Raw genomic sequence first — 20,668 nt, forward strand, 5'->3', positions numbered from 1 at the left:
GTCGTTTAGAAAATTAGGTATCAGGTCTTCCTTTGCATATGCAAGATTAAAGATCTGACCGCCAGTGAGGTGGCGGATGTGATGGATAACCTCACACAACGCACTTCCTCGACCAGCTTGAAGCCTGGCGCGCGCTCAGTCCTGAGCGGCCAGAACATTCTGGCAAGCACTGTTGGATGAAATCCTTGCCAACTGTGTCATTTACACTCACCGGTGGCAGGAAGGCGATATTGTTTTCTGGGATAACTCTCAAGTCATGCACCGTGGGCAACTCTATGACTCAAGGCATTATCAGCGAGTTGGCCTCAGGTTAGGGGTTGTGGCCCGGGAAGAAACCACTCTGCGACATAGCGAATTATTGAGGTGGGGAACCTTGCAACTATAAATCTGTCGAATCCAATGGATGATTAGTAACCGGTAATGAAAAAATGAATGCAACATATTTTTCTTTTGCCACTACTGCTGCTGCAAAAATTAACTCCATGGTTTACAGCTCAAAGGCTATGGGTGGAAAACAGCAAACATCAAGGACATTGTGCAAAACGGTAACAACTGCGGAAGAGCCGGTAGAGCCGCGAATAAATAAGCGCAAAGCAATGGATGAAAGGCCCATCATTGCGGATCTTGGCAAAAAAAGTTGTAAAATAACCACTCCTGATCACCAGATTGCTGTCAGGCAGAGTCCACAGCCTTCAGAATCAGGGCAAGCAAGTATCTCACAGAAACTTTCTGATCCCCCTGTCTTACCAGGTCAAAATATACAGAGAGACCTGGATCAGCCCGTTGAAATAAATGGAAGACAATATACTCGTCAGGAAATTGCCGGGTTGACCATACCAGAACTTAATCAGGTTCTAAAGAAAGAAGAAAATAAAGACGTTTGTAAATTTGTAAGGTATTTGCGAAGAACTGAGAAGAATAAAGGTTACTCTGAAAAAAGCAGAGGATTGAAAGTTATTAAAATGAAATACATTGATAAGCAAATAAAAGTAATGAAATCAGAAAAGGATAGACTGAAATTAGAGAATAAAAATCTATCCCGGGAAATAAAGGCCATTAATAAAAAATGTAAAGATGTTGGGCGGTTAATTTGCATTAATAAGAATCAAATAATAGGCAGAAAGTAAACAGAGGTCTTTCTTTTTGAGCATGGTAAAGATTTAAGACCTGCTGTTTTTTTTCTAGCTACTTTCAAACAGCCTTTTATTGTTACTACAGAACTACCAAAAAGTTCTAATCATTAAAAACCACCGCCGCCACCGAAGCTACAGTCACCGCCGCCACCGCCGCCGAAGCTGCATTCACCGCCGCCGAAGCTGCATTCACCGCCACCGAAGCTATAGTCACCGCCGCCACCAGAGTAACAGTCATCGTGACTACTATAAGTATAAGCACTACGGCTGTGATTACTGCTGCTGGCGAGTAAAGTACCTGCAACCAATCCTGTACTCAAGGTGTTTCGCATGAAACTGGAAGCTCCGGAGTAGCCAGTACTTTTGCCTCCGGAGATGGAAGATGTGCTCGGGGGGTGAGCTTTGACATGCGCTCTAATGGTTTGTCTTCGAGCCTGAGAGAATTTTTTCGCCGGAGTATTTGGCACATTTGTCGTTGACCTCCGTGTGTATGGTTCACTTTTCGGTTGGTCAACAGAGGTACAGCTAAAGCAACTCCACAGACCTTTTCTCCTGGTCTTGGGCGCTTGTTTCTCCGTTACACAATCGGAGCGCACAGTGGCCCCTGAAATGGATTCCATAGAAATCTCCAGTGTTTCAAAGTTCGACAGGTAATGTTTATTTATAAGTCCGCGTTATTGCATGATTCCTGATGACAGGGACAACATTTGGCGGAACACCATGGAGCCTAGTCATGATTCCGGATATGGCAAATTTTCTATGTTTTTTTTGGCTATGTTTCCTTTAAAGGCACTGTTCGGGAACAATCGTGAATAAATTCAGTCCAATTCGATGAGTCAGGCAAGCTGGATTTATTGAACGATGAATATTTCAGGCAACTATCAACCAATGGCCCAAAGTGGAAACAATCTTCGGCACTGTCAATCCTGTCAGAATGAACGACAAGCCTTGCAAGAGGCGGCCCTGGATGAAAGCTCCGCAGTGGTGTGTCTGGGATGCTGTTTCTGCATGGAATTAAGTTTGGGATACGGCTGGATTGCGTCTGGTTTCTTTGGTGTGCTATGTGCCGAAATGTGCCAGCCATTTTTATTGAACCTGAGCGTTGATTTAGCTGATGAGCGGCTGAAAGATCGCAAGTGCGATCACACGGATAACTTGACGCCCCGGCTTAACGTTAGCGATAGCAGCACCAGAACCGACATTGCAGCTGCCAGGGCAACGGGTTCAGTTGATGACCGTCCGACTACACAGTCCCGGCCTGTCACTGTTCAGCCAGAGGAAAACTCAGACAGATACCCTCGCCCAATCAGGCGTGGCAGAAAGAAACGTCGCCGGTAGCGCTGGAATTAACCTGATCTGATACGTATGGCAACACTTCTGCTCTTTCACGTGTTTATCAATAGACATTGCTCTTCTATTTTATTTTCTTAACCGGGCAGCAGTGATACTGCCCACATTATCATTATCAACATCTTCATCAGCAACACGTTGCGATTCGACAAAATCAGCCCACACAGCAACGTCATGTTTATTGTACAAACAAACAGGAATTTGCCAGCAGTATTTTTTCAGACTATCAGGCAATGGCAACTGATCCAGAACTATATACTGATCAGTGGCTGCATATCGTTTGATGATCGATCGGCACAAATACTTTAATGAGTAAGGGCTATCCACAATATTCTCAATGGATAAAATCTCATTAAAGTTCCTGTCGATAATGCGTAGTGGACTTTCTGCAAGAAACTTTCCTGTCAGTGAGGTTGCCTTGGCAATGCATTGAAACGTACTGGTTTTATCAGGTATTTGTTGAAACAGAATTCTGAGTATTTCATCCTCACCATTGAGGGCGGCGAGGTAAAATAGACGGGAGTCATAACCCATGACTGCCTTGTGCCACCCCCTGCTCAGGATGAGCTCTACCTCACTGGAAAAACCACCTGCGATGACCGTCAGCAGCGGAAACCAATGATTGTGGTCCAGTGTGAAGACTTCTACCTTTTGCCGGATAAGGAACCGTAGAAGATCTGTGTTTCTGGACTCATTGGCGTAGTAACAGGCGAGCTGGAAGACAGAGGTGAAGGTTTTGCAGTTCCTTGCATTGATATCCGCACCATATTGTACAAGTCGTTCTGCCACCTGTTTATTCCCTTTGCGGCAGGCAGACATCAGCGGAGTCGAACCATAGGTGTTGACAGCTTCAACATCTGCTCCGGCCACCAACAGTATCTGGGTAACCTCTTCGTTGCCTACTTCAGCAGCAGCATGCAAGGGGCCGAACATCATCGAATCTGTCTTCTCAATATCTGCGCCCGCAGCCAAAAGCATCCCGGTGACCTCTGTACAGTTCTGGTCGGCAGCCGCTATCAGGGGGGTCCAACTGGCACTGTCGGCCTGGTCCACATCAGCTTTTGCACGAATCAGCTTTCTGACATGCTCGGGCTGATTAAAATAGGCGGCCCTGGTCATTAGTGTAAATCCCTCATCATCTACTGTGTTCAAGTCACCTGACGACAGAGCTTCATCAATTGAACGACATTGGTCTAATACACTGGGCAGAGTATCTGCTCCGTTCAATTGCCCGTTCAGTTCAGGGGGGAGCGTTTCAGCAGGTTTCACTTTACGATTGTCCAGTCTGGGCATCGTGCCCACTTCAAGCTGGTTGTCAGCGGTTGGCAATTGACGGTTAGTAATCTGATCTTCTGGATATTGGTCGCTGGACAGACTGCTAGGGACAACCGGAAGCGAACTCGATAATCTTTCTGCTGGACCCACACTACCTCCCGGGAAATCAGGACAATATGACAGCATCTCTATTAGAGAGATAAACGTCATGAAAGTTCCTGATCGGGCAGCTAATCGCAATAGCTCATGACGGTTTCGTCATGATGAAAAGCTGTCCTTGCAATGTGGGGCGGAAAATATACGACACTAATTTTTTAATTGGTGCCATTAGATCCTTCATAAGCAACCATATTAAATGCCCTGGAGCGCAGATTGCTGGCCAGTTTGCCTTGGGCTGGATCGGGGTAACTTTTCTGAAGACGCTCCAGAACATGCATAAGGACAATGCGTGATTCGGCATCGAGCTTTGGCTCTATACATTCAAGGACTGCCAGGACATTAATGCGCGTCATTGCCATCAGTGCGCGGGCAGGACCAACAGCCTGACCGATTGCCAGGTTGAGTTCATCGATCATAATGCTGGTAAGTGACCTGGCGTGGGTCGAGTCACCTGAAGCCAGCACAGGGGAATCGTAATTTAGCAGTGTTGACGGGCCAGAGTCCATCGGGGTGATCAAGTCAACCACATAAATCCAGTCTTTCCTTGTACGCGTTCCTTTTAAACGGAGAATGAGGTTGCAGAAGCAACAGTTTATGCCGTAGTAAACCTCATTGAAGTCGTTGGTATGAAGCGGTTCGTACTTATCCGGCAAGTAGCCACCCTGCTTGGCAGCTTCCTCCAGCCAGCCATAGAGTTGACCTTTGATGCTACTGAAATCCTTTCTGTTAAGCACCAAAAGATCGGTATCCCTTGGCGTGACTGAGCGTTTAATAAGATCCGGGAATATTTCGGCTGGTAACAGGTCGCTGCTGGTTGCCAGCTCAAATGCCTCGCTCCCCCAGAGTGACTGAACCTGTAGCTGGTAAGCACGGCTTCCCAAATATGCCACAGACTTCTTATCATGATTCAACGCCTGTACCCCCCTGGCTATTTGCTCATGAAAATAATCTCTTGTCGTGAGGGTCTGCGGAGTATCTAACCTGACAGATTTGTTGTTGTTTGCGATAAAGTTTGCCAGAGAGTCAAGGCTTTTTCTGGTTTGTTTTTTAGAGCGGCCATTATGAGTCGGGACTGGATTCAGTTTATGACTGACAGTGGTTTTGGCTAATGATAGCTCTTTAGAGATATCCAGGTCTTTTAAGCCGCGTGCTATGAATTCAATATTTTTTTTCAATCTTTTCCTGTTACCAGCTGAAGCCTGTTCAAGTTTGGCAATCGTTGGAAACTCATTTTTGAGAATGTCGACCCGTTTACTGCTAACGGTAGCCAGAGCATCATTCAAATGCATAATTTGTTGCAAGCTGTCGTATAAAGTAGCGTGAATTGACTCGAACAGAACAATTTTCAGGCACTTGTCTTCATTAATGACGTGTTCTCTGATTTTGTTTAAGTGACTGAAAGCATCTTTGAAACTGGATTTGATGCTTTGGTTGAACTTATGGAATTGATCAGTTTTCTCTGTGATCCCGGCAGCATTTGCTTTGATTTTTTCATTCCCTTTCTCTTTGGTCACCTTAAGTGCGGGTGATAAATCACTGGTATGAATGCTGGTAAGGCAGGCTTCCAGATCACTGAATATTGAAGCGCATGCACAAATTTGCTCAATGAGCACTACGCAGTAATGACTGCACTGGGAGAACATTCGCAATAACTCAGTGTGCGGTGATTGTGCACTGTTGGCGAAAATATTGGTTAGCCATTCACAGGATGTTCGGTCCAGTTCCGAGATGTTGATGCCTGGATTGTAGGCATCGCACTCTTTATTAATGAGCTTTAAAATATCATGCTTCTGAAGCAGAGTTCGTGCCAGGAAGGATTTCAGGTACTCAGAAAGCGGTTGCGGATCGTCATTTGTTATTCCATCCCCGGCAGTATATTGCATGATGATTTTTTTGGCCTGATCAAAGCTATTCCTGATGGTCGTCTCGTGATTGTTGGTCAGAGTCTGTATTCTTTGCCTGGCCAGTGATAAACGACGGTGGAATGAGCAGTCTTTCATTGCGTCATCGGGCAATAAGTCAAGCTCATGCAACTGCTCTTCCCATCGGTTCAGAGTATCCAGTATTTTTTGCAAATACTCGGTTTTCTCGACCGGTATTAACGGTGAATGGTTCTCAGTTTCAGCCTCCTTGTGATCAAGAAGGTAACTCAGGTAATTAGAAGCAGTTCCAAGCCCTTTAATGAAATAATAGCTAAGGGGGTAGCATCTGGATTGTGTATACTCATCAAGTTCACTATGCCAGCTTTCGATGTTAATTCCTGCCGTATTGTCATGTTTAAGTGCTTGAATAACCGGCTCCAGTGAATACTTGCTGTGGAAAACTATTCGAGTGGTTGCTTCATAAGCCTTTTTGGTTTCCTCCCATCGGCCTGATATTGAAGCTGCATGTATTAAATCTGCACAGAATAGATGCTGCCCAATCGTCCGATTGTCAACGCAGACGGGTTGAAATTCGTGATCACCAGATTCTTCCCTGTATCGATCAATTGATTTGAAAAGTTGGTCAGAGGCGATATGCAGGATAGGCTTTTTCCTGTTCAAGTCTTCCCATGCACCTGTAGCAATGGCAGTGAGCATATCGCTGATCCCTTCATTTAGCATGTCAGACTCTTTCGGATCAAAGCCAGGGTGTTTCTGGGGTGGCACATGCTTAATTGAGTGGAGCTTCCTGATGTGCGGTTTTACTCGTGCCCGCAGGGCGATATCTTTTCTGACATCACCGTTTCTTAGCAATGTCTCCACAACACAACGAACAAAGGATAAATGGCAGACAATAATTACACTCAGAAAGCTGATGGATTGCTGGCCCGGAGAGTCATCCCTGGGGTACCATTGGCATAGCATTTTGATGAGAACACGATACTGCATGGCCAGGTGCAGCGTTACTTCACTCATATCATTGCTCAGAAACAGCAGTTTGGAGAGTTTGATATATTGACTTTTGTCAGCGAACTTTTGTGTGTTGTACCAATCAACAAGTTGGTAAGCATTGTCTCTGAATACCAGATATTTATCGGCGAGACACCTGAGCGAAATCAGACTATCGTAGATTAAGCTATGGAACTGGTGACGATCGGTATCAAGAAACGTTCTTTCGAGGAATTCCTGATCAAGTTGCGCGCTAAGTTTGGATAATACCTCCTTGAAGTTTCGGACACTCCCTATCGTAATTGTCTGAGGGGACGACGTTATTCTGAAAAGGGGAAGAGTACACACAACGCTGTCATCATCAGGCAGAGGCTTCATGAACACGTCGGAGACAGGGCCGGAGGCTGATGACGGTTGCGGAAGGCTCTGCCCGGCAGCTGAGGTCAGTTCAGGTGTATGATACGTTTTATCGACAGGACTGGTCTCCGTCTGTCTTTCAGTCAGTGACAAATCACTGGGCTGGGAGTATTCCGGGCCATTGATGTTATCACTGCTCACGAAATGAAGTTCTGGTTTGATTACAGAAGCCACTGCTGTCGTTGGGTCTGCGCCCACCAATGCTTCTGAGCGGTGCTCAGTGGTGTATCCGTCAGGGGCTGGACGGGGGAAGGGCGGCGGAGTAAATGTGTTTTCGATATTTTGCATAATTATTTTTAAAGAACAGCATATAATAACTGGATATATTTATTATTCAGACATAATTACTCTGATTTGGTTCCATAGATTTAATTACGCTCAAGGAGTCGATTGCTCCAGTCATATCTATTTTGGTACTAAAGTACATAAAAGTGGCTTGGGAACTGTCCTCACTAAGACACTGATTTTTTAATTGGCTTCATTAGATCCTTCATAAGCAACCCTATTAAATGCCCTGGAGCGCAGATGGCTGGCCAGTTTGCCTTGGGCTTCATCGGGGTAACGGTTCTGAAGACGCTCCAGAACATGCATAAGCACAATGCGTGATACGGGATCGAGCTTTGGCTCTAAATATTCAAGGACTGCCAGGACATTAATGCGCGTCATGGCCATCAGTGAACGGAAATGGCTAACGCTAACCGCCTGATTGATTGCCAGGTTGAGCTCATCCACCATAATGCTGGTCAGTGGCCTTGCCCAGGTCGAGTCACCTGAAGGCAGCACGGGGGAATCGTAAGTGAGCAGTGGTGACGGGCCTGAGTCCATCGGGGAGATCAAGTCAACCACATAAGCCCAGTCTTTCTGGAAATAACTTCCACTTAAAGAAACAATAAGGTTGCAGCAGCAACAGTTTTTGCCGTAGTAAAACTTGTTGTCATTGTCAGGAACAAACAGTTGATATTCCCCTGGCACATTGTCGTCTATACCGGCAGCTTTCTTCAGACGGATACAGATTTGTGTTTTGATTTCACTGAATTTCTTCTGGTCAAGCACTAAAAGATCGGTATCCCTTGGCGTGACTGAGCGATTAATAAGATCATTAGATATTTCGGCTGGTAACAGATGGCTGCCGGTTGCCAGCGCAAATGCATTATTCCCCCAAAGTGACTGAATCTGCGTCTGATAAGCACGGCTCCCCAGATAGACCACAGGCAAACCTTGATGTTGCATCGTCTGCACTTCGCTGGCTATTTGCTTCTGAAAATAATCTCTTTTACTGAGGGTCTCCTGAGTATCTGACCGGATAGTTATTGCATTGGCAAAACCTGCCAGAGTATCACTGTGATTGATGACTTGATTGTTGCGTTGACCTTTTTTAATCTGGCCTGAATTCGGTTTACGCCTGCCAGAGGTGTTGGCTAATGATAGCTCTTTTGAGTCATTCAGCTCTTTTAAGCACTTTGCTATGAAAGTAATATTTTTATTCAATCTTTTCCCACAACTTGTGGTAGCCTGTTCAAGGTTGATAACAGTTGGAAATTCATTTTTGAGAATGTCGATCCGTTTACTGCTAACGGTAATCAGGGCAGAGTTCAAATGCTGAAGTTGTAACAAACTGTGGTATAAAGTCGCCTGAATTGACTCTGAAAGCACAATTTTCAGGCATTTGTCTAGCCCATTATTATTGAGTTCTCTGATTTTTTTTAAGTGACTGAAAGCATGTTTGAAAAAGGTTTTGGAACTTTGGTTTAACTGGTCAAATCTATCAATTTCCTCTTTAATCCCGGAAGCATTTGCTTTGATTTTATCTTTCCATTTCTCTTTGGCCATCTTAAGTGAGCGTGATGCTTCACTTGTATGAATGCTGGTAAGGCAGGTCTCCAGCTCACTGAATATTGAAGCGCAGTCACAAATATGCTCAACGAGCATTGCACAGTTATAACAGCCGTGGAAGAACGTTAGCAATAATTCGGTGTGTGGTGTTGGTGCATCGTCTGCAAAAGTTTTAATCAGGGATTCACAGGATTCTTTGTTCAGTGCTGAGATGTTAATGTTTGGATTGAATACACTGCACTCTTTATTAATGAACTTTAAAATATCATTATTATGGAGAAGTATTTGTGTCAGCCGGGATTCCAGATATGCAGGAAGCGGTTGCAGATTGTCATTTGTTATCCCATCCGAGGCGCTATGTGGCATGATGGATTTTTGGGCCTCATGAAAACTCTTCTTGATGGCCATCTCGTGATTTTTGGTCAAAGTCAGCAATCTTAGCCAGGCGAGAGATAAACGGCGGTGGTATTTGCAGTCTTTCATTGCAACACTGGCCAACAAGCCAAGCTCCTGCAACTGGTCTGTCCATGTATCCAGAACATTCAGTATTTGGTTCAGCTCTTCCGTCTTCATTACCTTTATTAGTGGTGACTGGTTCTCCGTGGCACTCTCCTTGTGAGCAAGAAGGGTACTCAGGTAAGTAGAAGCAGCTTCAAGCCCAAGGGTAAAATACATGCCAGGGGAGTAGGGGCGGGATTGTGTGTATTCATTAAAATCATTATGCCAGTTCTCAATGTTGATTCCTGCTGTGTTATGTTTAAGTGCCTGAATAACCGGCTCCAGTGAATACTTGCCATGGAAAACTATTCGAGTGGTTGCTTTAAAAGCCTTATCGGCTTCGTCCCATCGTCCTGCCATTAAAGCAGCATGGAATAACTCTGCACAAAATAGATGTTGCTCAATCGTCAGTTGATTAATGCAGCCTGGTTGGAAATTTTTTTGATCATTCCCTTCTTTCCTGTATCGATCAATTGAGCTGAAAAGGTATTCAGAGGTGGTTTTCAGGATATCTTGAGGAGCTTCCCTGTTCACGGTTTCCAATGTCCCTGTGGCAATGGCAGTGAGCATATTGCTGATGCCTTCATTCAGGGTGCTGGTTCCGTGTGGTTTTATGTCAGGGTGTTCCCGGAGGGGCGCATGCAAAATTGTGTGGAAGTTAAGTGGTTCTGTTGGTGCCCGCACGGCGATGTGCTTGTTGAAATCAGCGTATCTTATCAAGCCCTCCACAAGACAACAGATATATGACAAATGGCAAACAAGAGATTCACTCAGAAAGCTGACTGATTGCTGGTGCGGGAAATCAACCCCAGAGGGCCATCGACATAACATTTTGTTGAGATCACGATAGAGCATGCCCAGCCTCAGTATTTCCTTACACATATCATCACTCAGAAACAGCTGTTTGGAAAATGTGGCATGGATTTCTATGTAGGCAAATTTTAAGGTGTTATACCATTCAACATGTTTGTAGGAACTGTCTTTGAATGCTTGATATTTATCAGCAAGATGTTTGAGATAAGCCAGTCTATTGCAGATTAAGCTATGGAACTGGTAACTATCTAGGTCCAGAAACTTTCCAGCGAGAAATTCCTCATCAAGTTCCATTTTAAAGATGGATAATTCATCCTTGAAGTTTTGGACATCCGTGGTGGTAATTTCCAGAGGTTTGGGCAGTGTCATGTCGAAAAAGGGAAGAGTGTCCATGATGGTGTCATCATCATCAGTCAGAGGCTTCATGAACACGTCAGAGACAAGACAGAAGACGGATGACTGTTCCGGCTGGTTCTGCCCGGCAGCTGAGGTCAGTTCAGGTGTATGATACGTTTTATCGACAGGACTGGTCTCCGTCTGTCTTTCAGTCAGTGACAAATCACCGGGCTGAGAGTATTCCGGGTCATTGATGATATCACTGCCCGGAGAATGAAGTTCTGGTTTGATTGCAGAAGCCCTGGCAGTGGTTGATGTGTCCGCCAATTCTTCTGAGCCAGTGGTGTGCCCTTCAGGGACAGGCCGGGGGCAGGATGGCAGAGTAAATGTGTTTTCGATATTGTTCATAATTATTATTGAAAGAACGTTATGTAATAATTGGATAAGTTTTATTAATCAGACATAATTAATCCAATTTGGTTCCATGGAATTAATTACGCTCAGGGAATTGGAGGCAAGTCTTTCTTTTTGAACACATTCAAGAGCTGATCGTGGTTTTTACGTGACACCGGCCTTGCTAATTTTGGAACTTTATTAAATAAAAGTGGGCTGGTTTAAAAATAACGTTTTTTGACTTAACCAGGATGTTTCATAAACGTGCTCCCGATCTTGCTTATGAAATATCCGGGTTAACGATGATTGCCTGAATACTTCTTTAATCAGATACTTTTTGTGAAACCTGTTCGGTTGATCGAATATGGTCTGTTGATGGTTGGGGAATCAGAATTTTATTTTTGGGCATCAAAGATTCAATACCAAACATCGGTTTTCCTGACACCGGTTTTTCAAAATTTGGCACCGATTTTTTCGAAATTTTAGCTATGGCCTCATATTATAAATAATTAAATTAATCACCAGAGATTATGTTCATAGCGGTTCCAATGCTCATAAGAATTCCATGGCGCAAACTGAATCTCTTGGGATTCTGATCACTGCTCCAGATAAAAGTTCCATAATGAGGGATAATTTCAGCTTCTTGGTGGGAAAATTTTGCTGCTGTGTATTGAGCACAATGGCGGCAGGGTTGATTAGAGAATCTGTTGCTCGATTTTATGAAAAATGGATTTAAAAGATATAACCTGGGTTGACCCTTAGCACTAAAGAAATTGTCAATAACTGAACGAGATCACACTTTTCATAAAACATTAGAATACTATGATCTCGCCTATTCTGAAGCGCAAATATTATCTCCAGTTCCTTATTAAAGGCTTAACAAAGATTGGTTGCCTGATTACATTTTTAGTTCAGACTCAAATCCCAGCAAATTCCTGATGTTTTCAGCTACAGTGGTGCCTCTACAAGCCTTCTCAAATGTTTCTAGTGCTTCTTTATAGGTCTCTCCGCAATAGAGGGAATGAGTGTTTTCTCCACCACTCTTGGTGGGAAATGTTTCACCACAGTACACGACATTATTGTGGGAATCGTATTCAAAAAACGTTTTACACCGGGTTGGATTGGACGCCAGGAGGAAGAACGTGCCATCATCAAATTGACCAGCATACATTGAATGTGGATCGCTTGGTTGAATATATTTATGTGGACTAAATCGGCGGGCATGATTCAAATCTATATCATTGAAAATATAAACTCCTGTAAACTCTTTCACGGTATCTTTACATTCCGAGTACTTCTCTTCGTGCAATAATCCATCGAATGCTAGGGAGTATTTCAACATGTCCTTATAATCAAGGTCATTGTACTGGCGTTCAATTTTTATCATATTCCTGAATTCAAGCGGAGGAGGACCTGATGATGATGTAACTGATTGCATGCACCAGGTTTTCATAAGATAGTCTTTCTCCGACTGTGACTTGAATGGGTGAAAATCAGGTTGCGGTATTTTGGTAGCTGGAACAACTTCTTTAGCCGTTAAATTATTAAACTTTGCTGTGGCACCTGTTTTTGCCGTAGCATCCTCGGTTGTTTCAGGCTTTTGTTGTTCTTGCCACGCCATTTTTCGGTAAGTTGATGCTGATATTGGGGAAGTCATAAAAATTACTTGTATTCTGATTAATTAAGTTGATGACAAGGGGTAGCTATGTTGCGTTTAAGGGTTGAAGTGAAGAAATTCTAAAATTTTGTTGCCCAGTCGATCAGATGTTAGAGCATTGATGCCAGTTAAAGCCCTTCTCCATCCCAGATAGTGTGATAGATATTTTGTGGCAACTCCGTGAAAAATCCCTGTAATCCACTGCTTCAGGTGGCTGTGGTATGCATTCACATGCTGTAAGTGAAAAACACCTTCTATCACCCGTATTCCAGAGGATGACACCAGCTCCTTAAAAGTAAATCCTAACGCTCTCGCAAGCTTTTCATGTGCAAGACTGGCATCGGCACATACGACAGTTTCAATATTTATCCGGCCACTTAAATGGCGACAGAGTTCATCTGCGCTCTCATTTTTCAATACACCATCAACCGTCTGACTTCCTCGGTCTCTAGCTACCATGACTGGTATTTTTCGACAGTCTGTCTTCTTATCACTACCTCGTTTCCTCACGGGTCTTGGCAGGCCTTTTTTTTGACCTTTAAAAGATTCGCGAAAAAAAGTTTCATCGAGTTCGGCAATACCACTGAGTTCTGGTGCCTGATCATGCTCAATGACCTGTAAAAAACGATGTCGCCAACGGAATGATGTATTTAACGAAACTCCGCATTGCTTGGCAGCCGGGCGAAGCGTTAAAGAGTGGGTCATTCCCTCAAGATATTTCGGCCATGCTTCAGGGCGTCTTAAACGGGCCAAGGGTGTTTTGGAAAAAGCGTTCAGTGTTTTTCGGCAAACCTTGCACCGAAATCGTTGGCGTTTGTTCCTTTTCCCCCAGCGCTGAAGGGCTTCCGATCCACAATGAGGGCATTTCGGAGCCCGTACAAAACTATCCTCAATAGACTTTGCAATATTGGAAGGAGAATTTTGCTCTGATAGAGCATTGATAAGAGTATTTCGCTGCTGGCTGCTTAATAACGGCACAGCATTAAGAAGATCTTGAAACTGTCGGGGCTTCATAACGTAGCCTCCCATTGCAGGGGATCACGACAGTTTAGACCTATCAACCTTTAAAACAAACATAGCCACAAGGGGTTATGTTCAAAGCGTTTCCAACACTCATGAGTATTTCCTGGTGCAAGGTGGAACTCTGTCAGTTTTGACCACTAATTCAAATGAAAGTTTCGTGATGAGGCATAATTGCTGCTTCTTGGTGGAAAAGTTTTTCTCGGTAACTTTTCGCTCAAAGGTATGAGTCATGATTTTTTTGAATCCCGGACTGCGCTCTGGTGAAATCGGGTGCCTCTGACTTTATCCATTGCTCAAAAGCCTTTAATGATTCATCTATTTTTGTGCTGTCATAATCATTGATATTCCGAAAGTATTTCTTCATTGATAAATTGCACTCATATTCATTCTTTTTATGTTTGTCCATATTCGCTGAAAAGTCATCCAGCCAATGTTTTCCTTGTTGATTAATGATCAATAGTTTCATGAATTCCACTGTGGTAATAGGGCTAACAGCTATAATTTTGTGCTTCAGGCAGCATTTGGCTATTTCTAATCGACGCACATCTGAGCAACTCTCCCATATTTTTATAAAGTGATTTCTGTATTTTCCCAGGGTATGTCTATCACAAATGTTAGCCTTAAAACTATCTATCATGTTTTGACCTTCATGATCTAATTCAAAACACAACATTTTATTATTTTCTGTGCTCCTGAAACTTTTTTCGGATTTCTGCTCTCCCCCATCGTTTGTGTTGATGCCAAATTCTATGTATTCGTGTTCAAGAGGAAACATGACAAATTCTATAATGTTTACAATTAAAGCCAGAACCTCTTCTTTGGGTGCATGGCTACACACATCTTTTTCAGGGTCAACTAAATCTGACAAATCGGTCAGAAATGACGATGTTTCATAGCTAAAGCGCTTTTGATTTTCATCACGTACTTCTCTAAGGAAGGTGGTTCTGAAGTCAAAGTAAAAATTCCTGACATTTACAATTTTACGTTCATGGAATTTCGGGTTCTTTTTGATAAAATTCGATATAGTTTCAATATTACCCATCCTTATACGAAAAACTTCTTCAACAATAAATTGAAGTCTTTCCGGATGCTTGCTGATGACATTGTCAATCTGTTCAACGAGGATTTTTTTGGTTGTTTCATCCATAGGTGTCCTGCCAGTGACGCGACTCTGTAAAAAAGCTTCCGCCACCACGAGACGACGCAAGTAATGACTTTTTTCCATCACCTCCAGCCATAGTTCCAGATTGAACTGCCCCTGACTGTTGATACATGATTGCGATATAGCCTGGGATAGCTTGGGTATACTGTCTGTTACCGGCTGACTATTTATTAATTCAGCAGGAGTAAATGTTGCGCTTTTTAACACTGATAATGAAAAGCATTCACCTTCAAAAGAGCAGCCTTTAAAATAAACCTCTTCAAGACTTGCGTCGTTTAACTGCTCCATAGTGAATTGACAGTGCATGAATTGAGTTCTTTTAAGTTGGGTATCATTCATTGAGCAGCCTCTGAAATCCAACCCTACAAGCCCTGGGCCCAATCTCTCAGCCTGTATTTTCAAACCATCCAACGACTGCAGTTTTCCTTCCAGCAGCTCTGGATTTTGTTGAAGCAGCAACTCTAAACTTTCTTCGCCACAGGCCTTGATGAGCATTTTGATGTTTCCGGGGATCCTGCTGAATAGAGCAGTTAACTCATAGTAACGGGTTGACGGGGAATACTGAAAAAGCGCTTCCAGCGGGCGTCCGTCAGGCCAGTGGCTGTAGCGTCGCTTGAGGGCATGCAACAAATTTAGCCGGTCTTCTGGAGAGCTGACATGCAGCGTTTTCAGTTCATCAAACAATGACAAAGGGTAGGCAAAGAAGATCTCGTGATATGGGGCTTGCATCAATTTCTGATAGTCATCATGCGAGCGCAGAATTATTTTAATATTACGTCGAAAGGCCTCCAAACCGAGGTGGAAACTGTGATAATCAAAATGATGTTCAATCGCACAGAGATCAAGACGGCCGAGCGCCTCAGATTTGATCAGCGCGGACAATAGCCCCCCATAAGTACTACGCCCGATTTTATGCTCGACAGGCTGGATACGGGCAAACACATCACGGGCGTCAACATTAACCTGACGATTCATATCCTTCGTAGTGGGCTCCAGGCCAATGTCGGTCCGTCGCTCAAAGGAACAAAGAGTGCCATCATTTGCCAGGCTGGCCGTGAGAGTCTTATTACTGTCCGTGTTGCCAAGAAAACTGACATTGTGACCGGGACAGAACAACCGGGCAGGGTTTTCGGCAATGCCATGTGGCAGCCCCGGAAGGAAATATATCAGTCGTCCTGCACGAAAACGAAGCTGCTCCTCAAATTTAAGGGGCTGTTTTAGCAGCTCTTCAAGAAACGCTTTTTTTCTGGCGATTACCGAAGCATCCGCGCTAATAACTGCTGCCACGGTACGGTTCATATCACCAAGGCAGCCATGATAGTTGGCCAGGGCGTCCAGCCACCGTTCCTCCAGGTCGCTGGCATCCGGTCGCTGACAATGAATGCCCAGCCCTGCCAACTCACTGAACAGCGCTTCAACCACTGATTTACCGTGTCCGGGCAAGGTCAGCGCCAAGCTATTTTGCAAGGCTCGTGCCTTAGGCAACCACTCGGGTATAAACTCAATATGCCCCTCCTGACTGACCGGTTTCAGTTCAGCCACTCGCACAGGTGAGGCACGCAGGCCGACATAATCAAGCTGAGTCTTGTTAAAATAACTGGCGCTCTGACCTGTTTGCCTGGCGAAACCGTGACTGAATTCAGCCAATTGTACTTTTGCTTCACTATTTTCAGCGGCCCGCGAACAGACCCGTGCTGGAAAGGTGGGTTCAGGCAGTTGGATTAAGTTCAGGGAATTCTTGCCAATAGACGGCCTGTCTGCTTCTAAAGACTCCCGGCAGATGGCGACATTGGCTTGCAGGTCTTTTATGGCCTTGTCGATGGCGTTGTGATGAGATCGGTTCCATCGCCCTTTATCCCGGATTAACTGCTGCGCCAATTGGTCACACTCATCGGCCAGGCTGGCCAGGTCGCTGCGCCAGTCCCGGTAACTGGCGCTCAGGTGCCCCTGAAGGTAATTGATCCATGTGTTCAGATGGTGCAATCCCCGTTCCAGGGCCAGGTTGTCTGCCAGTCGGTTGCTGGCATCCCGGACCAGCTGGAGAGACATCCGGGTAATCGGCTTGCCGTCCTGATCCAGTCGCTGGCTAAGGCAGAGCTGTCCGCCACGGATATCCTGGCCCTTAACCTGCAGCCAGCCCCCGCGGATACCCGCCGCTGCGATGGCCTGATACTCTGCCATGGATACCCGCTCTCCGGCCTCGACGCTGTTGGCAAATCGGGTGGTGAGCCAGGCGATTCGATCATGAATCGTCTGCCGTAACCAGCTACGGTCACCGGGCAGGAAACCGCTGTGTTCGATCTGTTGGTCCAGAGCTTGCCAGTCAACTTCGCGCAGTATCGCTTTCAGGGTCTGCCCCAGCAGCTCATCGTCCAATTGTGACAGAATAGCCACGCAGGGGTTGTGGATAACGTGGGAGTTCATTGCTGGTGCCTGGGGATCCCGCAGTTTTATCAACAGCAACGGCATGGAGGAAAAATCATCCTCTTTGGAGGCTGGTTCTGGTTTATCCGGACACGGATAGCGTGTGGCCATCCCGGCGAACTCCCAGTTCAACATCACCGGCTCCCCTTGCGGGGTCAGTTCAATGTTCTCCCAGGCTTCATTGACCATGGCTTCATTACCAACGATGGTATTGACCAGTAACAATCTGGCCCACTGATTGGCAGGCAGGGATTGCAGAGGGTCTTTCCCACTTTTCAGGTTACCCGGCCAGTCACTGGGAATTTCACTGACCACATAACTGCAATCCTGTTCCTGATGGGCAAAGGTGACGGGGGAATTAACGCCCAGCAGTCGTGCGAGATTGGCCATCAGTGCCTGATTGCGGGCGCTTTCCACAGAGACCGCCGTTTTGATGTAGTAGCACTGTTGCTGAACGGGGTCATTATACAGCTGTCCAATCCTGCTCCCTCCCACGCTCTCGCTCTGCCGGTTCAGCCTGGCCAGGGAAAAGGCTGGTTCTGGCTTCACCGGGTGACCGGTAAAAGGCGTGATCAGCTTGCTGATGAAATCGGATTGCGTGCCTATAGTAAATAACTGATATTCCAGTGGCGAAGGATGGTGTTCCCACTGCTTTTTCGTGTTTACACACCGGGTAGAGGTTTGGCTGAAAAACTGTCTGGCTGTTTTGGCGCTGTCTAGCAAGTCGATGGGGTACCAGAGATCGCCCTGGCTGGCAATCACCTGACAGACCTCTCTGGCCAGAAAGCGCCACGCTTCACGGCGTTGGTCATCCTGGCAGTCGGCAAAACACTCCAGCTTGTCCATATAAAAACAACATCTGACCCGCATAACCTCCAGCGTATCGGCATCATGGAGCAGACTGCGCAGTGTCTGTATCTCCCCGGGCAGGTGCTGGCAGGCATCCGGAAAATCCTTGTGGCGAATTGCTTCACCGCACTGCCAGGCCAGGGACTGCTCAATGCCACAGTTACGCAGGTGCTCTTGCAAATTGTCACCGCTGGTCTTCTCCCATTCAGAGGTGTCTTTTCCATCTCCTTCACGGCCTGAATCATGGAACAGACAGGCCTTGACCAGTAACGGTACCAGTTGTTCAGGAAAGGACAGGGCTCGGTGATCATGTTGCTGTTTGCGTTGTTGCAGTATCGCCAGCGCCCAGATTGCACTCCGGCAGCTGTGCTGCAGGCCATGAATAAGACGCGCTATGGTCTGGGAGGGGGGTAAAAAACTGGATGGGTGATATTCCTGAAGCAGGGCAGTTTTTACCGGAATCTCAATGGATTTGATAAACGATTGGTCGATTATTGGCAGGCTGGACGTTTCCATTTTGGTGTTATGGCGGACCGATGCACTTTCAGCCGTCGTCGGCTTGGCAAAAGCCGTTAGACTGATTATCCGATGGGCGTTACTAACCGTTATCTTGGGATCGGGTGGGCACTGATCACTGGAGGAAATGTTTTCAGACGTATTCGAAAGAACGTTAGCTGAGGGCATTATGTTGTCATTAACCCGGACCGTTCTGGTGAACGTCATGCATTGTCTGTCGTTGTCATCTGGTAGATTAACATCGACAGGGATTTGTTTATCAGGGGCGTTCAAATTACTGGTGCTGGCCGAATTAATCATTGAGTCCACCTTTATCGTTCCCGGTCCCATTTAAAGTTTCTGCATTATTCGGCCATAAATTTTTGTAGTTTTTAGCCCGGATATCTCATAAACGTGCTCCCGATCTCCCATGTCTTTTGCCGCTGCGGGCGACAAGGTTCCCGGCTTTGGCATCCTGCGTCGCCCTGACTACTAAATCCCTGTGGTCGTATGGGAGATTCGGGGCAGTTTATGAAATAACGGATTTGACCAATCGATCAATAATTAGTTCCCGTCCAAAAAAGCATCAGGCAATCCATGCTCAAATTTGAGGAGCACCTGCAAGATGCTCTGTTTGATTCCGTCAGGCCTGCTAACTTGATGGTTAGGTTAAATGCCTGGAGTTAATGTTAAAACTTTTCATTCTGGGCACGAACAAAGCCGTAAACACCAATTTATTGCAACCATGCATCAGTAACGGGAGTAACTCATGTTGGCAAAAATAGCTACTTTCAGAAGCATAAACATTGTCATCAAACGATGGCTGGTACTCATCCTTCTGTCCCTGGCTACCGTTGCCACAGCAACCCAGACGCCAGAAAACAACACAGCTGAAGCTGTTGACAACGAGTCGATCAGCACGCCAGCAGATCCTGAGGATCTGGCCAGAATCAATCGGGCCGCGGGTGCCATCATGGGTGTACTGATTGGTGATGCACTGGGGCTGGGGACGCAGTGGTATTATGATATGGACGCCCTGCACAGGGAGCACGGCACCTGGGTTGACCACTATGTTGACCCCAAACCCGACGGCGATCACCGGTTCGCCAACGTCAGCCGGTTTCGCTACGAACAGGGATTACGCGCTGGTGATTTCTCCCAGACAGGGCAGGTTTACACGTTGTTGCTGGAGAGCCTGCATGAAAAAAAACAGCTTGTGGGCAATGACTTCTTCCAGCGTCTGGATACCTTATACGCCACACTCAGCGGGGAGGCCTTCTCAGGTCGTTACACCGAAAGCCTTCACCGAGCCTTGCTGAAATATCGAGCCCGGGGTATAGGCTGGAACGACCTGCGGTCGTTCGTCCCGCCTAACGATTCATCTGACGGCGCATTGCTGCTCGTTCCCCTTGCTGCCACCATCTCCGACCCTGAACATTTTGCCCGTGAAGCGGACCAGCTGCTGCAGGTGTTTTACCGTGATCACTTTGTCAGGGGTAACCATATCGTCTACGGTCTGGTTATCCAGGCGTTGATCAATGGCATCACTGTTGATGAGCTGGAAGATTACCTGAAGTCGATGGCTCGTAACCCTGCCATTGCCCCTGTTGTTGGTGGCTTCGACCGCTTCATAACCCCGGTCAATGGTAGCATCGCCCGCCGTCCGGACCTGGTCAGTATTCCAGAGCCGAAGTACGTCAGTCATCTCTTTGGTATGGACTGTCAGGTTATGCACTTGCTGCCCGCCGCTTACTACCTGATGTATCGGTTCCCGACTGATTTTGAGATGGCTACCCTCTCCGCCAGCAATGGCGGTGGCAATAATATGGCCAGAGCAGCATTGACCGGAGCCATCGCCGGAGCCATAAACGGCATCAGCAATATACCGCAACGGCTGTTAAAAGAATTACGCAATGGTGACGAGCTGGAAAACCTGGCAAGGGAGGTAGCCAGTCAAAATCACTAGCAAAGATTGCCTGAT

General features: G+C 45.9%; 11 protein-coding genes. 4 read left to right on the forward strand and 7 right to left on the reverse strand.

Translation table 11 applies throughout. The annotated features are described in order from the left end of the window. Positions 1–172 precede the first annotated feature (172 nt). Together ACO6UX_RS18095 and ACO6UX_RS18100 are read left to right on the forward strand one after the other, a co-directional pair. The gene (locus tag ACO6UX_RS18095; protein WP_422449776.1) at positions 173–385 is read left to right on the forward strand and encodes a TauD/TfdA family dioxygenase; all 213 of its coding nucleotides are present in this window, start codon (positions 173–175) and stop codon (positions 383–385) included. A 43-nt stretch (positions 386–428) separates the two neighbouring features. Beyond that, positions 429–1,127 carry a hypothetical protein gene (locus tag ACO6UX_RS18100; protein WP_422449777.1) on the forward strand — a complete coding sequence of 233 codons (699 nt, stop codon included), beginning with the start codon at positions 429–431 and terminating at the stop codon, positions 1,125–1,127. 106 nt (positions 1,128–1,233) lie between these two features. Here the strand turns inward: ACO6UX_RS18100 and ACO6UX_RS18105 are convergent, their stop codons facing one another. Continuing rightward, positions 1,234–1,395: a hypothetical protein gene (locus tag ACO6UX_RS18105; RefSeq protein WP_422449778.1), complete on the reverse strand. Its 162-nt coding sequence runs from the start codon at positions 1,393–1,395 to the stop codon at positions 1,234–1,236. A 626-nt stretch (positions 1,396–2,021) separates the two neighbouring features. Between ACO6UX_RS18105 and ACO6UX_RS18110 the strand changes: the two genes are divergently transcribed. Next, the gene (locus ACO6UX_RS18110; protein WP_422449779.1) at positions 2,022–2,471 is read left to right on the forward strand and encodes a hypothetical protein; all 450 of its coding nucleotides are present in this window, start codon (positions 2,022–2,024) and stop codon (positions 2,469–2,471) included. 81 nt (positions 2,472–2,552) lie between these two features. On the opposite strand, the gene ACO6UX_RS18115 is transcribed toward ACO6UX_RS18110, so the two are convergent. The 6 genes from ACO6UX_RS18115 to ACO6UX_RS18140 form a co-directional block, all read right to left on the reverse strand. Continuing rightward, entirely contained in the window at positions 2,553–3,968 is a 1,416-nt protein-coding gene (locus ACO6UX_RS18115; protein ID WP_422449780.1) for an ankyrin repeat domain-containing protein, read from the reverse strand. A gap of 104 nt (positions 3,969–4,072) precedes the next feature. Beyond that, complete coding sequence (locus tag ACO6UX_RS18120) at positions 4,073–7,492, reverse strand: hypothetical protein (protein WP_422449781.1); 3,420 nt, start codon at positions 7,490–7,492, stop codon at positions 4,073–4,075. Between the two features lie 180 nt (positions 7,493–7,672). After that, entirely contained in the window at positions 7,673–11,092 is a 3,420-nt protein-coding gene (locus tag ACO6UX_RS18125) for a hypothetical protein (RefSeq protein ID WP_422449782.1), read from the reverse strand. 883 nt (positions 11,093–11,975) lie between these two features. After that, positions 11,976–12,734: a hypothetical protein gene (locus ACO6UX_RS18130; RefSeq protein WP_422449783.1), complete on the reverse strand. Its 759-nt coding sequence runs from the start codon at positions 12,732–12,734 to the stop codon at positions 11,976–11,978. 57 nt (positions 12,735–12,791) lie between these two features. Further along, entirely contained in the window at positions 12,792–13,748 is a 957-nt protein-coding gene (locus ACO6UX_RS18135; RefSeq protein WP_422445623.1) for an IS1595 family transposase, read from the reverse strand. Between the two features lie 223 nt (positions 13,749–13,971). After that, positions 13,972–19,008, reverse strand: a complete 5,037-nt coding sequence (locus ACO6UX_RS18140; RefSeq protein ID WP_422449784.1) for a pentapeptide repeat-containing protein — start codon at positions 19,006–19,008, stop codon at positions 13,972–13,974. Between the two features lie 448 nt (positions 19,009–19,456). On the opposite strand from ACO6UX_RS18140, the gene ACO6UX_RS18145 reads away from it, so the two are divergent. Beyond that, positions 19,457–20,653 (forward strand): ADP-ribosylglycohydrolase family protein, encoded by a 1,197-nt coding sequence (locus ACO6UX_RS18145; protein ID WP_422449785.1) that lies wholly within the window; start codon positions 19,457–19,459, stop codon positions 20,651–20,653. The last annotated feature ends 15 nt before the right edge of the window (positions 20,654–20,668 follow it).

Origin of the sequence: Endozoicomonas sp. ALB091, from assembly GCF_049310265.1 — a bacterium.
Taxonomy (GTDB): Bacteria; Pseudomonadota; Gammaproteobacteria; order Pseudomonadales; family Endozoicomonadaceae; genus Endozoicomonas.

Bases quoted from the DNA above. Each gene is read 5' to 3' on its own strand.
- ACO6UX_RS18100 (WP_422449777.1), top strand. From the start codon at position 429: ATGAATGCAACATATTTTTCTTTTGCCACTACTGCTGCTGCAAAAATT.
- ACO6UX_RS18110 (WP_422449779.1), top strand. From the start codon at position 2,022: ATGGCCCAAAGTGGAAACAATCTTCGGCACTGTCAATCCTGTCAGAAT.
- ACO6UX_RS18115 (WP_422449780.1), bottom strand. From the start codon at position 3,968: ATGACGTTTATCTCTCTAATAGAGATGCTGTCATATTGTCCTGATTTC.
- ACO6UX_RS18120 (WP_422449781.1), bottom strand. From the start codon at position 7,492: ATGCAAAATATCGAAAACACATTTACTCCGCCGCCCTTCCCCCGTCCA.
- ACO6UX_RS18125 (WP_422449782.1), bottom strand. From the start codon at position 11,092: ATGAACAATATCGAAAACACATTTACTCTGCCATCCTGCCCCCGGCCT.
- ACO6UX_RS18130 (WP_422449783.1), bottom strand. From the start codon at position 12,734: ATGACTTCCCCAATATCAGCATCAACTTACCGAAAAATGGCGTGGCAA.
- ACO6UX_RS18135 (WP_422445623.1), bottom strand. From the start codon at position 13,748: ATGAAGCCCCGACAGTTTCAAGATCTTCTTAATGCTGTGCCGTTATTA.
- ACO6UX_RS18140 (WP_422449784.1), bottom strand. From the start codon at position 19,008: ATGATTAATTCGGCCAGCACCAGTAATTTGAACGCCCCTGATAAACAA.
- ACO6UX_RS18145 (WP_422449785.1), top strand. From the start codon at position 19,457: ATGTTGGCAAAAATAGCTACTTTCAGAAGCATAAACATTGTCATCAAA.